The following is a 13,830-nucleotide window of genomic DNA, read 5'->3' on the forward strand; positions in this document are numbered from 1 at the left end:
ACTATGAAGAGCATTGATAAAATACCAACCTCAAAAATTCAAAGAGCTACCAAGCTGGTAAAAACTGGAGCGAAAGTGGGTGTAAACTATTTAAAATATTATGGAGATAAATTGGTTGGTTCTGAAGAAGAAGCGAAAGAACGGCTAGATCAAAATAATGCCGATGACATATATGATAGTTTAAAGCAACTAAAAGGTAGTGCTCTAAAAGTAGCACAGATGCTCAGCATGGAAAAAAGCATCCTGCCAAGGGCATATGTAGAAAAATTTTCACTAGCTCAATTCTCTGTACCTCCTTTATCAGCTCCTTTGGTAAAAAAGACTTTTAGAAAATATTTTGGCAAGTCACCATCTGAAATCTTTGACACATTTAATCCTAACTCGGTAAATGCAGCCAGTATTGGCCAGGTACATATTGCTGAGAAAGATGGTAAAAAATTAGCAGTCAAAATTCAATATCCGGGTGTAGCACAAAGTATTGCTTCTGACCTTGCCATGGTAAAACCCATTGCCATTAAAATGTTTAACATAAAAGGTAAAGATTCTGATAAATACTTTCAGGAAGTTGAAAATAAATTGATTGAAGAAACTAATTATGTATTAGAACTTGAACAAAGTAAGGAAGTAGCAAAAGCTTGCAAAAAAATACCCAACCTTAAATTTCCTGATTATTATAAGGAATTTTCGTCTGAGCGCATTATTACAATGGACTGGATGGATGGCATTCACCTCTCAGAATTTGTTAAGGTTAACAGCAATGAATCTTTAGCGACAAAACTAGGTCAAGCTCTATGGGATTTTTATATGTATCAAATACATATTCTAAAGAAAGTGCACGCAGATCCACATCCCGGAAATTTTTTAATTTCTGAAGATCAAAAATTAATTGTACTTGACTTTGGGTGTATGAAATCAATTCCTGATGACTTTTATATACCCTATTTTGAATTATCTCAAAAAGAAACTATTGACAACCCAAAACTCTTCAAAGAAAAGTTATACCAATTAGAAATCCTTAGAAAAGACGATTCTAAGGAAGAAATTGAATTTTTCTCAGCTATGTTTCATGAGCTTTTGTCTTTATTCACACAGCCTTTTCATCAAGAAATTTTTGACTTTTCTAATGAAGATTTCTTTAATCAGATTAGTGCTCTTGGTGAACGATATAGTAAGGATACAGAACTGAGGAAAATGAATGGTAACAGAGGTTCTAAGCACTTTATTTATATCAATAGAACTTTTTTTGGGCTATATAATTTGATGTTTGACCTAAAGTCAAAAGATGTTAGAATCCATAATTTTGAGATGTTAGTATGAAACGATTTTCATCTAACAAAATACGCGACTTATCAAAACTATTCAGAATAAATTTGATTAATAGCTGCTCTGGGTATAAGTCAGCAAATTTAATCGGAACTATTTCAAAAAATAAGATTGAGAATGTTGCCGTTTTCAGTTCTCTCACACACTTAGGGTCAACTCCTCCCCTTATGGGATTTATCCTAAGGCCTACTTCTGTTCCTAGACATACCTATACCAATATAAAAGATAATGGTAACTATACCATAAATCATATTTACCAAGACATTTTGGTGGATGCACATCACACCTCAGCTAAATACAACAGTAGTATTTCTGAGTTTGATGTCACTAAACTTGAGTCTGAGTATAAAGATAATTTTAAGGCCCCATTTGTAAAAGGAGTACCCGTACAATTAGCAATGCAATACGTTGAAGAATATCATATTAAAGCTAATGATGTAATTCTAATTGTTGGTGAAATTCAAGATATTTATGTTGATAGAACACTAGTCAAAAAAGATGGCTTTATCGATTTATCTGAAGGAAAAATTGCCACAATAAATGGATTAGACGGTTATGCTATACCAGTACTGAAAGAACGATTTGGGTATCAAAGACCAAAAGGTATATGAAGATTCTAGTAACAGGTACTACAGGATACATAGCAAAAAGACTCGCACTTAAACTTCTTGAAGAAGGTCATACTTTAATTTGCTGCGTTCGTGATATGAATCGTATTCCAGATGAAATTGAGAATCACCCATCAGCAACTTTTATAAAAGTTGATTTCTTAAACCCACAAAACCTAGACATTCCAAAAGATATAGAAGTAGCCTATTACCTTATTCATTCTATGGCCACAAACAAGGGGGATTTTGAATCTCTAGAGGAAAGATGTGCCACCAATTTCAAAAAACTAGTATCAAAAACTAGTTGTAAGCAGGTAATTTACCTTAGCGGAATTGTGAATGATGATTCATTATCTAAACATTTAAAATCAAGATTTCAAGTAGAGCATACCTTGAGATCAGAAAACTATGCATTGACCACCTTTAGAGCAGGAATTATTGTCGGTAGTGGTAGTGCTTCCTTTGAAATCATAAGAGACATTGTTGAGAAATTACCAATGATGGTAACCCCAAAATGGCTAAAAACAAAATCGCAGCCCATTGCTGTTAGAGATGTACTCTCCTTTTTGTCAAGAGGTGCAGACAAAAAAGAACTCTTTAATAAGTCGTTTGATATTGTGGGTCCTGAGGTACTGACTTATAAAGATATGCTACTTCAATTTGCGGAAGTGCGTAAACTAAAACGGTATATTCTTACACTACCTGTTCTTACTCCAAAATTATCATCCTACTGGCTCTATTTTGTTACCTCAACTTCCTTTAATCTTGCTTCTGCCTTGGTTGACAGTATGAAAGTAGAGGTTATTGGTAAACCGAGTAATATTAATCAAATTCTTGATATCAACCCAATAACGTATAAGGAGGCTGTTCAATTGGCATTTCAAAAAATAGGACAAAACTCAGTAGTTTCAAGCTGGAAAGATGCCATGAGTAGTGGTGTTTTCAATACCCAATTAGCCGAACACGTAACAGTACCTCAGTTCGGTTGTTTCAAAGATGTACGTTCAAGGCAAGTTAGTAACGAAAGTTATACAATCAACAAAATTTGGGCCATTGGTGGAAAAAATGGCTGGTATAGCTACAATTCATTATGGCGCATTAGAGGATATTTTGATAAACTTGTGGGTGGTGTAGGTCTTAGAAGAGGAAGAACTCATGATGATTATCTCGAGCCCGGTGATCCTTTGGATTTTTGGCGTGTGCTACTAGCCGATAAAGAACAAAAACGATTACTGCTCTTTGCTGAAATGAAATTACCCGGAGAAGCCTGGCTTGAATTTAAAATAGTGAAAAATAAACTCTACCAACGTGCTGTGTTTAGACCTCATGGTGTATTAGGAAGACTATACTGGTATTGTGTATTACCATTTCATGCCTTTGTTTTTAATGGAATGATCAATGCTTTGGTAAACATTGAATAAGGAGAAAAAACATATTAACCTCGTTTGGCTTAAAAGAGATTTAAGATTACATGACAATGAAGCCATTTTTAGTGCTTTAAAGGATGGTAGGCAAGTACTTATACTCTATGTCTTTGAAAATTTACTCTTGAATGATGTGCATTATAGTGAGCGCCATTTTAATTTTATTAAAGAATCTCTAGTAGACGTCAATAAACAATTAGAGCAATATAATACCAAAGTGTTGATTGTGCAATCAGATATTATTGCTACTATTAATAAATTACTAGATAAGTATAGGATTACAGATATTTTCTCTCACCAGGAAACTGGTGTATTGATCACCTATAACAGAGATAAACAATTCAAACGTTTTTGTAGAAATAATTTAATTACCTGGCATGAAACTATTAATAATGGTGTTTTTAGGGGCTTAAAAGATCGTGAGGAATGGATGGAATGTTGGAAAGAGTATATGACTCAAGAGCAATTACATTTTAATCCTAGCCAAGGTCAGATGACCAATATTGAAGAAATTGATATTCTTGAACGCATATTTAACATACCCAGTTTAACTACTGATAAAGATTCACTTTTTCAAAAAGGAGGTAGATCAAATGGGTTGCGATATCTGGATAGCTTTTTATCAGAACGTCATAAACAATATATGTTTAACATATCAAAACCTCATGAATCAAGAAAGAACTGTAGTAGGTTATCTCCATATTTAGCTTGGGGTAATCTTTCAGTACGTGAAGTTTGGCAAAAAGCAAACGAAGTCAAAAAGCAACATAATAATAGACATCTTAGCGGGTTTATATCCAGACTGCGATGGCAAGCCCATTTCATTCAAAAATTTGAAATGGAAGATACTATGGAGTTTGAAAGTGTGAATGTGGGCTATCATAAACTCAAAAAAAAGATTTCTACAACCTATCAAAAAGCATGGCGTAACGGTCAAACAGGCTTTCCATTAATAGATGCATGTATGCGTTGCCTTCAAGAAACGGGTTATTTAAACTTTAGAATGCGTGTCTTAGTAGTTTCTTTTTTTACACATAGCCTATGGCAGCCATGGCAAGATGCTTCAAAACATTTATCAAAGGTTTTTCTTGATTTTGAACCAGGCATTCACTACCCACAACTACAAATGCAAGCCGGTGAAACTGGAATTAATAATTTGAGAATTTATAATCCGATAAAAAATAGTATTGAGCATGACCCTGAAGGGAAGTTCATTAAAAAGTGGGTTCCAGAACTGACCCATTTAGATCTTCCTTTTGTACATGAACCATATAAAATGACGTTGCTAGATCAACAATTTAACAATTTTAAACTAGGCAAAGATTATCCGAAACCCATCTTAGATATAAAAGAAGCCCGAAAACAAGCAAGTGATATTCTTTGGTCTATGCGCTCAGATGAAGAAGTTATAAAAGATAGTGGTAGAATAATTAAAAAGCATACAGTACCGGACAGAAAAAGGATGCTAAAAGGCGACTAATTCACGTTTAATTCTAAAAATTTCGTTAAAATGTTTAACTTTTATAAAAAATAGTTAAACATTTTTTATATTTGAGTGTTTTTAAATGCTAAAATGGTTCTTGACACCTCATACTATAACAAAAACAACACTGAAATCATTAATGATTTAGTGGGGAAGTCATTTCCGTTATTTACTAAGTTCAGAATGGGTGGCGTTGGCTCCAAGCGAATGATTATTGATAGGGTAAGCCCCAATCTATCTTATATAATGAATAAGGTTTCAGATGTGAACTATGCAAATATTGAATTACGACCTGGAGGAATTTTGATCAGAATTAATAAAGGACTTCAAAATTTCACTTGGATTATACCCTACTACCAACTGGTAATTTATAAAACCAATGGTTCAAGCATTCATGCACAAGGTAAATTCATCAACTTTAAAAACAATACGCTATTCAAAGAAAATAAAAAGTTCTTTTACAAGCTTTTAGGGCTCAAAGTAGATTATGATATGGAATATAAATCGCCAACAATGTCATTCTAATGTTTGATCAAGTCAGAAGAATTGATAGAATCATTGAGATGGCATGGGAAGATAGAACACCATTTGAAGCAATTAAGTATCAATTTAATCTAGGTGAACAAGAAGTTATTGCCTTGATGAGAAAAAATTTAAAAAGAAAAAGTTTCAAATGCTGGAGAACCAGAGTACAAGCTAGAAATACCAAACATGTACAAAAAAGAGCATATAGAATAGGAAGATTTAAATGTTCAAGGCAAAAAAATATATCAAATAACCGAATAAGTAAAAGATAACAGATGAAAATAGAAACAGAAACAGTACTTGAAAATGACACGATAAGCTTGAATGGTCTTTCTATAGAATCTATAGGTGATGATCATCTATTCACAGGGTTGGAAACACCAATGAAGGACAATGCCTTTGAATTGTCTAATCAACAAAAAAAAGAAAAAATAGCCTACCTATTTGCTGAGATTATGGATACATTAGGATTAGACTTAACAGATGATTCTTTAAAAGGCACACCAGATCGAGTGGCTAAAATGTATATAGAAGAAATTTTTTCGGGTTTAAACCCAAAAAGTAAACCTAAAATAGCATTGTTTGATAATAAATATCAATACAACCAAATGTTGGTAGAAAAGAATATTACTTTTTATTCTAATTGCGAACATCATTTTGTACCCATTATTGGCAAAGCGCATGTAGCCTACATATCATCAGGCAAGGTAATTGGGCTTTCAAAGCTGAATAGAATTGTACAATATTATGCTAAAAGACCTCAAGTACAAGAACGATTAACAAACCAAATAGCCGAAGAACTAAAACGCGTTTTAGAAACTCAGCATGTTGCAGTTATTATAGATGCAAAACACTTGTGTGTTGCATCAAGAGGTGTTAAAGATGACACTTCTTCAACAGTCACAAGTTATTATGGCGGCTCATTTAGATCACCGTCAAAAATTAATGAATTACAGAATTATTTAAACAATTAAAATTGAGCTATTATGGAAATTATTAACGAAGCACTACAGTTTGAAAAAAGAAAATTTTCTTTAAGAACCACAGATGATAGAATACATATTGGCAGAGAGGCTAAAAAATTAATTCTGGCACTTAATGAAATTTATAAGAGAAATAAGAACCCTGAGATTATGGCTATTATGAAGCGTCTTACTGCAATCAAACAACGTGTTGAAAAGCGATTGAAACGAAAACTCACGCTTGATTCCTTATAACGTGCGAAAAGTACTCATCATAGGTGGAAGCAAAGGAATAGGCAATGCTATTTTAGATAAGATAGTGAATACCCACACTATTATTAATATCAGTAGAACCCAACCTAAGCAATCACATAATAATTTAATGCATATTAATTGTGATATTTTGAATGATGCATTGCCTGAAATTGATTCGGCTGATACACTTATCTATTGTCCAGGAAGTATTAATCTAAAACCTATATCAAGACTTAGTATAGAGGAATTTAAAACCGACTTTGAAATTAATGTATTGAGTGCTGTTAAAGCTATTCAGAAATACCTTCCTTTACTTAAGAATGGAGAAAATCCTTCTATTTTATTATTCAGTACTGTTGCCGTAAAATTAGGAATGCCCTTTCATACAAGTATAGCCGCCTCAAAAGCAGCGGTTGAAGGTTTAGCAAAATCTTTAGCAGCGGAACTAGCACCTACAATAAGAGTGAACGCCATCGCTCCTACTATTACCAATACCGATTTGGCATCTAAATTATTAAGAAGTGAAAAAGCCATAGAAAACATGAAAGAAAGACATCCACTTAAAAACTTTTTAGAACCACAAGAAGTGGCAGATATGGCAACCTTCTTAATTTCTAATAAAGCCAAATCAATTTCAGGACAGGTCTTTCAAATGGATGGTGGCATTGTAAGTATTAAAGCATAAATATGAAAAAGCTTAGCTATATCATTCTTTTTTTAGTCATTAATTTTGGAGCACTTTATCTAGGCACCTTGTTGATGGATGGTGGCCCTTCAAAAGCTTGGTACCTGAACTTAAATAAGGCTCCATGGACGCCTCCAGGGTGGGTATTCGGCGCTGCTTGGACTGCAATTATGATCTGTTTTTCAATTTATATGGCATATCTGGTTACCATAAATAACAATCTAAAAGTACTTGGTTTATTTGGCATTCAGTTTTTATTAAATATAAGTTGGAATTATATTTTTTTTAATCAACATCTAACAAGTTTTGGTTTTGTTACCATTTTAGTTCTAACCATGATTGTATTCTATTTCCTAATAGCTTATAGAAATCAGCTTAAATTAAAAACACTATTAATAGCTCCCTATGCCATTTGGCTTTGTATTGCTACCTCTTTAAATCTGTATATAATTCTATATAACTAAATGATGTTTAAACTATTCAAAAAATCAAAAAAAGAAATTTTAGAAAAGAAATATAAAAAGCTTTTGAAAGAAGCTTTTGATTTGTCTAAAACAAATAGAAAATTAAGTGATACCAAGTATGCGGAAGCAGAGGTTGTTATGTCTCAAATTGAAAAATTATAGGTGATATGCCTCTTTATCAATTACATAAAGAACAGAAAATTAATGCTTCTATTGATGAGGTATGGGATTTTATTTCTTCACCTAAGAATTTAAAAAAAATTACACCTGATTATATGGGCTTTGATATAACCTCTAAGAATCTACCTGAAAAGATGTATGAAGGAATGATCATTAGCTATAAAGTGAGTCCTCTTTTAGGCATTAAAACCACTTGGGTTACAGAGATCACACACGTAAGAGATAAAGAATACTTCGTTGATGAACAGCGAGTAGGACCTTACAGCATATGGCATCATCAACATCATATTGAATCTATAAAAAATGGAGTATTGATGAAGGATATTGTTTCTTATAAACCTCCAATGGGAGTTTTAGGAGCTATTGCCAACACATTAATTATAAAAAATAAGCTAAAAGAGATATTTGACTACAGAACAGAAGCTGTCATTAAAAAATTTGGATCATACCAAGAACACATTAACTAAAAATGAAAATAATAACCTTTATATTATTATTTATGATTTTAAACGGTTCTTCTAAACTTACGATTAATTTTGGAAAAGAAAAATCAGGCTCAAATTGGTACATAGTCAATGATGGCGTTATGGGAGGCCTATCAAAATCTAATGTTACTTTTAAAGACAATAGCATTATCTTTAGTGGGGAGGTTTCGTTGGAAAACAATGGAGGTTTTGCTTCCGTTAGGAGTGCTAAAAAGAAAGTTGATCTTTCACATTATAAAAAAGTAAAGATCAGATTTAAAAGTGAGGATACCAATAGAACATTTTCTTTGCGGTTAAATACAAATGATCGTTACTATTTACCCAATTATAATTATCGTTTTACACCTATAAAAGATGATTGGCAAACATTAGAATTTGATTTAAATGATTTTGAAGAAACTGTTATGGGAAAGATTACAGGAAATAAGATGAGTGATGAAGAATTATCAGAAGTTATAAGAGTAGGTATTATGTTAAATGATAAAAAGGCTGGGGCTTTTGAAATAGAAATAGATTTTATATCTTTTGAGTAATGAATACAAGCTATATACTAAACACCATTTCTAACATTCCGTATTTACCCCTATTATACTTTCATGGAGTACAAATACGAAAAAAAGTACCTAAACTACCAGAGGCCAAACTACCTTATGGCTATGTAGATGTAGAAAGTACTAAAAGTTTGTCTATAGTTACTATTGGAGAAAGTACTATTGCCGGTGTAGGCGTAGCAACACATGAGGAGGGTTTTACCGGAAGTTTAGCTCAAGAAATTGCTGAAACAAGTAACGTAAATGTAGACTGGAAAGTCTATGCCAAAAGCGGTTATACCGCTAAACAGGTTGTTCAAAAAATCTTACCTAAAATAAATGATAAGAACGTTGATCTTTTTGTTATTGGTTTAGGCGGAAATGATGCTTTTACATTTAACTCACCTTATTTTTGGAGGAAGAATATTCAGAAACTCATTTCTACAATACGACTAAAACATAAGAAAACACCCATAGTTTTTGTCAATATGCCACCAATAAGAGAGTTTCCTGCTTTTACAAAACTTATTAAGAAAATATTAGGCACCTTGGTAGAAACACTTGGTAAAGAACTTGGCAAACAAATACAAGGTCAGAAGAATGTTTACTATAACTCTGAGGTAATTACCATAGACTCCTGGACTAAAAAATTTAATATTGCCAATAACCCTCAAGATTTTTTTAGTGATGGTGTTCACCCTTCTAAATTCACCTATCAAGTCTGGGCAAAAGACACCGCAGATTTTATTTTTAATAAGAATATTATAAAAAAAGCCTAGCAAGAATGCCAGGCTTTATTATATTAAAATTGATAGCGTATACTTAATGCTAAATCAAGATTTAGATCATCATCTGTAAAATCATTGATGATTCCTATTTCCGGTCTAAAATCAATAGCAATCAATAAGGGAATATTAAAGTTATACTCAATGCCAACATTCCCATTGGCATTTAAGAAGAAACCATCATCATCCTCTCTTACTAGGTAGTCATTTATATTTACATTTCCAATACCTGCACCAAATCCCCAGAACCAATTAAATCTGCCATCTATAGGCCATACCCATTGATGCACTCCCGTTAACTTCCATGCTTCATAATTTCTATTATCTCTAAAACCTAAGTCAACTTGTAAGCGTCTATTGTCACTCAACTTTCTTTGATAAGAAATTTCTGCTCCAAAACCATCATTGTCACCAAAGCGAAGACCAATCGCATTTTGTGAAATTTCCTGAGCTTCACTCGTAAATACAAAACCGCAGATTGCTATTACAACTAAAGTTAATCGTTTCATACGTTTCATTTTTAAGAATTTTTAATGCTAATTCCTTGTATGAAACAATTACTGTGCCTTAGTTTATCATTTTGTAATTAAATACTTTTTTTTCGACTAAAACCGAGCTTAGAATATATAATTAGGTTTACCTATTTGTTAATTATTAAAAGTTATCAGGTAGCCTTTTTTAATAGTATAAATAACATAAATTTGCGACCAAATAAATTAAGAAGATGTCAGAAACAATAGAACGCGTAAAATGCTTAATCATAGGTTCAGGTCCTGCCGGTTATAGTGCAGCTGTATATGCTGCAAGGGCAGATCTTCATCCGGTAATGTATACGGGAATGGAACCAGGTGGCCAATTAACTACCACTACTGAAGTTGATAATTATTTAGGGTATCCAGATGGTGTTGACGGTACTGCCATGACCGAAGATTTTAAAAAGCAAGCCGAGCGATTTAACACAGATGTACGCTTTGGTTTAGTTACCAAAGTAGAGTTTAGTAATGAGCCCGGCGGCATTCATAAAGTACTAATTGATGGTTCTAAAGAATTAGAAGCTGAAACCGTAATTATTTCTACAGGTGCTACTGCCAAATATTTAGGATTAGAAAGCGAAGAACGCCTAAAGGGTGGTGGTGTGTCTGCATGTGCTACCTGTGACGGATTCTTTTACAAAGGTCAGGATGTAGTTGTAGTAGGAGGTGGTGATACGGCTGCTGAGGAAGCAACTTTTCTTGCTAAGCTATGTAAGAAAGTTACCTTGTTAGTAAGACGTGATGTAATGCGAGCTTCTAAAGCGATGCAACACAGAGTGAACAACACACAAAACTTAGAAGTGTTATACAATACTGAATTAGATGAAGTCTTAGGTGACAATGTAGTTGAAGGTGTTCGTGCAATCAATAATCAAACTAATGAGAAACATGAAATTCCAGTAACTGGTGTATTTATTGCTATTGGTCATAAGCCTAATACTGATTTGTTTAAAGGTATTTTAGATATGGATGATGTTGGCTATATAATTACCAAAGGTAAGTCTACAAAGACTAATATTCCTGGTGTTTTTGCTTCTGGTGATGTTCAAGATAAAGAATATAGACAAGCAATCACCGCGGCAGGAAGTGGTTGTATGGCTGCTTTAGATGCTGAGCGCTACTTAGCAGCTTTAGAAGCTTAAGCTACTTTTTAGAAAAATGAGAAAGCCTCCAGATGGGGGCTTTTACTTTTTTACCAATTTCTCACCATGGTATGGGCAGAAACTCCAAGAACCATTTAATAAAGCATTGTCTACAGCACATCTTTTTGGTGGTAATAGTGAGCCTAAGGGTAGCTTAAATTGGAAGTTTTCTTCATTTATTTTTACCGTGAACTGTTCATCTTTTTTGGGGTCAACTATTTTATTGAGCGGGTCATTTTTACGTTGAAATAAAAAGAAATACATGTTCTCCCCCACTTTTCCTAACATATTATTTAAAACCGGTTTCATAAAAGTGATCAAACGCTTGGTGTCTAAATCAATTTCATCCTCGTATAAAGGGCTAAATTCTTCTGTGGTATCATTAATAACTTTTAGCTTTTCAAAAATAGCATCCTTAGAGGTATAAGCTATATTACCAAGTTCATCAATGTCTCCATCTATTGCAGCGATCATAGTATACTTCTCAAACTGACTTAACATAATATCAGTCTGCTCTCTTGAAATAGATTGATCTTGTGAGAGCATGGCCTCCCAAAAATCAGTGGGTATCCACCAAACCAATCTCATCTTATCAGGTGATTCTGATAATAGCTGTGTTTCCTCTGTAAGTTTATTGATGTTTATTTTAAAATCTTGAGCATATATTGCAGTGGTCAAAAATAAGTATATGACCATTAATAAACATTTTTTCAACATAATCCGGAATTATTTAATGGTATTACAACTCATTTAAGAGCTATTTTATTTTAATTACATGCCACTTTTTGTTCTTGTTATTCAATTTTATCACATAATGACTCCCTAAACACAATATTAATGTAAATTTAATGTTAACTAAATGTAAATTAATTGTAAATATATTGTATATTTACACTATTAAAAGGGTATTATGTTAGTAAAAAAAATTCAAAAACTATTTGAAATTTCAAACAGTAAGTATTCGGATTTAATGATTCGTTTAAAGGTCTATGCATCTAAATGCAGAAAGGCTTATGAGGTACCATACTTATAATATAAGTAAGGAATTAGTTGAACAAAAAATGGCTGCCCTCTCGGGCAGCCAACCATTTAACAAAAAAATGGAAAACAACTCAATTTTTATATTTTTAAGTGCTAATACCGCCTCCTGAAGAACTGCTCTTTCTTACAATTTCTGGATCTCCTGAACAATTAATATGTCCGCCACTTGTGGCTCTGGCGTCTAACTCATCGGTAACATAAACTTTAATATTGGCACCACTTGTTACTGAAGCATTACACGTTTTAGCTTTTAGGTCTCTGGCTCTAATATTACTACCACTGGTAGATTTAGCTGTTAAGTTTTGTGCTCTACCCTCTAGTCTGGCTTCTGCTCCACTGGTTGTTGAACAAGAAAGGTTCACCACGTCTAATTCAAGATTTACATGAGCACCACTGGTAGTTGAAACGGTTAAGTCTTCTGTAGAGATCTCATTTTCTGTACGTATATGCGCACCACTTGTGGCTCGTATTGAAGTAATATCTTCAGCAGTTAAGTATACTTTTCGCTTTTTTGCACTCCAAATATTTCTATCAGAATAAATTTTAAGCACACCATCTTCAACTTCTGTCATGATATGATCATGTAAGTTTTCATCTGCTTCCACTGTGAGTGAAACATTATTACCCATCCGTAACTCTACATCTATTCCTGTACTTACTTTAATGGCGTCAAAATCATCAGAAATATTTCTGTCTTGTGTTACTACATTTCTATTGCCTTTTACACCATCAAGAAAACACGAGGTTGTTAAAAACAGTAGAAATACGGCTGAAATTTTTAAGAGATGTTTCATAATTTGCTAGTTTTTTGTTGTTGTTAATTTTGGTTGATTCTTGGTTTGGTTAATCTTAGGTTTGGTTTGATTTTCAGTTCAAATGTCTTTTATTGCTATCAATTCTTAAACTAATATATACTGAACTGTCATTTTTTAGGGATGAATGGTTGATGGTCATAACTTAAGACTCTTTTTAATAGCCATTGCTTATCTTTTAGAATCCACAAATGATTAAATTTCGCCACACCTACCTTCACACCATTCTCATGAAAATAATGCATTCCCTTTTGAATTGCAGCATACAAACTTCCATCACTTTTATACATAGGGTACACCTCTAAACTATTCTCATCTAGTTCTCGTTTTAATTCATTTTGCGATTTACACAAACCATTCTTGGTGATCTCTATAAATGTGTCCTTACCTTCTTGAAACCCACCTTTATCATGATAGAACTCAAAGTCATCATTAATCAATGTTGCTAATGCTTTTAAGTTGCAGGTTTCAAAACTTGATTTGAAAATAACACTGTCATTCTTTTTTAATATTGAATACAATTCTGATGATCTTTCTACCTGTGAAAATCCTATAAAAGGGATTAAAAGTATGGCAATAATTAATGTTTTCAT

General features: G+C 33.0%; 19 protein-coding genes. 15 read left to right on the forward strand and 4 right to left on the reverse strand.

Features of this window, described 5'->3' with window-relative positions; genetic code table 11:
- Positions 1–3 precede the first annotated feature (3 nt).
- From AC1EU5_RS05355 to AC1EU5_RS05420, 14 genes are all read left to right on the forward strand, one after another.
- Positions 4–1,317, forward strand: coding sequence for an ABC1 kinase family protein (locus AC1EU5_RS05355; protein WP_480191335.1), 1,314 nt, complete (start codon positions 4–6; stop codon positions 1,315–1,317).
- Positions 1,314–1,934: a flavin reductase family protein gene (locus AC1EU5_RS05360; RefSeq protein WP_480191336.1), complete on the forward strand. Its 621-nt coding sequence runs from the start codon at positions 1,314–1,316 to the stop codon at positions 1,932–1,934. Before AC1EU5_RS05355 ends, AC1EU5_RS05360 begins: the two co-directional genes overlap by 4 nt.
- On the forward strand, positions 1,931–3,352 hold the full coding sequence (locus tag AC1EU5_RS05365) for an SDR family oxidoreductase (protein WP_480191337.1): 1,422 nt from the start codon (positions 1,931–1,933) through the stop codon (positions 3,350–3,352). The genes AC1EU5_RS05360 and AC1EU5_RS05365 overlap by 4 nt, the downstream gene beginning before the upstream one ends.
- Positions 3,345–4,835, forward strand: a complete 1,491-nt coding sequence (locus tag AC1EU5_RS05370; RefSeq protein ID WP_480191338.1) for a cryptochrome/deoxyribodipyrimidine photo-lyase family protein — start codon at positions 3,345–3,347, stop codon at positions 4,833–4,835. The genes AC1EU5_RS05365 and AC1EU5_RS05370 overlap by 8 nt, the downstream gene beginning before the upstream one ends.
- 93 nt (positions 4,836–4,928) lie before the next feature.
- Complete coding sequence (locus AC1EU5_RS05375) at positions 4,929–5,363, forward strand: hypothetical protein (protein ID WP_480191339.1); 435 nt, start codon at positions 4,929–4,931, stop codon at positions 5,361–5,363.
- Entirely contained in the window at positions 5,363–5,635 is a 273-nt protein-coding gene (locus AC1EU5_RS05380; protein WP_480191340.1) for a TIGR03643 family protein, read from the forward strand. Before AC1EU5_RS05375 ends, AC1EU5_RS05380 begins: the two co-directional genes overlap by 1 nt.
- A gap of 3 nt (positions 5,636–5,638) precedes the next feature.
- Positions 5,639–6,337 (forward strand): GTP cyclohydrolase I FolE, encoded by a 699-nt coding sequence (gene folE, locus AC1EU5_RS05385; protein ID WP_480191341.1) that lies wholly within the window; start codon positions 5,639–5,641, stop codon positions 6,335–6,337.
- Between the two features lie 12 nt (positions 6,338–6,349).
- A complete protein-coding gene (locus AC1EU5_RS05390) occupies positions 6,350–6,580 on the forward strand; it encodes a hypothetical protein (RefSeq protein ID WP_480191342.1) in 231 nt (76 codons plus the stop codon).
- Position 6,581: 1 nt separating this feature from the next.
- On the forward strand, positions 6,582–7,265 hold the full coding sequence (locus AC1EU5_RS05395; RefSeq protein ID WP_480191343.1) for an SDR family NAD(P)-dependent oxidoreductase: 684 nt from the start codon (positions 6,582–6,584) through the stop codon (positions 7,263–7,265).
- 2 nt (positions 7,266–7,267) lie between these two features.
- On the forward strand, positions 7,268–7,729 hold the full coding sequence (locus AC1EU5_RS05400) for a TspO/MBR family protein (RefSeq protein WP_480191344.1): 462 nt from the start codon (positions 7,268–7,270) through the stop codon (positions 7,727–7,729).
- A gap of 3 nt (positions 7,730–7,732) precedes the next feature.
- Positions 7,733–7,891 carry a Lacal_2735 family protein gene (locus tag AC1EU5_RS05405; protein ID WP_480191345.1) on the forward strand — a complete coding sequence of 53 codons (159 nt, stop codon included), beginning with the start codon at positions 7,733–7,735 and terminating at the stop codon, positions 7,889–7,891.
- Between the two features lie 5 nt (positions 7,892–7,896).
- Entirely contained in the window at positions 7,897–8,376 is a 480-nt protein-coding gene (locus AC1EU5_RS05410) for an SRPBCC family protein (RefSeq protein WP_480191346.1), read from the forward strand.
- Positions 8,377–8,378: 2 nt separating this feature from the next.
- The gene (locus AC1EU5_RS05415) at positions 8,379–8,927 is read left to right on the forward strand and encodes a CIA30 family protein (protein ID WP_480191347.1); all 549 of its coding nucleotides are present in this window, start codon (positions 8,379–8,381) and stop codon (positions 8,925–8,927) included.
- Complete coding sequence (locus AC1EU5_RS05420; RefSeq protein WP_480191348.1) at positions 8,927–9,703, forward strand: SGNH/GDSL hydrolase family protein; 777 nt, start codon at positions 8,927–8,929, stop codon at positions 9,701–9,703. Before AC1EU5_RS05415 ends, AC1EU5_RS05420 begins: the two co-directional genes overlap by 1 nt.
- A 23-nt stretch (positions 9,704–9,726) precedes the next feature.
- Here the strand turns inward: AC1EU5_RS05420 and AC1EU5_RS05425 are convergent, their stop codons facing one another.
- Complete coding sequence (locus tag AC1EU5_RS05425; protein ID WP_480191349.1) at positions 9,727–10,218, reverse strand: hypothetical protein; 492 nt, start codon at positions 10,216–10,218, stop codon at positions 9,727–9,729.
- Between the two features lie 215 nt (positions 10,219–10,433).
- Here AC1EU5_RS05425 and trxB point away from each other — a divergent pair, with 215 nt between their 5' ends.
- Entirely contained in the window at positions 10,434–11,384 is a 951-nt protein-coding gene (trxB, locus tag AC1EU5_RS05430) for a thioredoxin-disulfide reductase (RefSeq protein WP_480191350.1), read from the forward strand.
- A gap of 42 nt (positions 11,385–11,426) precedes the next feature.
- Here trxB and AC1EU5_RS05435 read toward each other — a convergent pair whose 3' ends face one another.
- The 3 genes from AC1EU5_RS05435 to AC1EU5_RS05445 form a co-directional block, all read right to left on the reverse strand.
- Complete coding sequence (locus tag AC1EU5_RS05435) at positions 11,427–12,080, reverse strand: hypothetical protein (protein ID WP_480191351.1); 654 nt, start codon at positions 12,078–12,080, stop codon at positions 11,427–11,429.
- Between the two features lie 431 nt (positions 12,081–12,511).
- Positions 12,512–13,219 (reverse strand): head GIN domain-containing protein, encoded by a 708-nt coding sequence (locus AC1EU5_RS05440; RefSeq protein ID WP_480191352.1) that lies wholly within the window; start codon positions 13,217–13,219, stop codon positions 12,512–12,514.
- 128 nt (positions 13,220–13,347) lie between these two features.
- Positions 13,348–13,830: a nuclear transport factor 2 family protein gene (locus AC1EU5_RS05445; RefSeq protein WP_480191353.1), complete on the reverse strand. Its 483-nt coding sequence runs from the start codon at positions 13,828–13,830 to the stop codon at positions 13,348–13,350.

The sequence above is a fragment of the Maritimimonas sp. 2405UD52-3 genome (assembly GCF_056591715.1).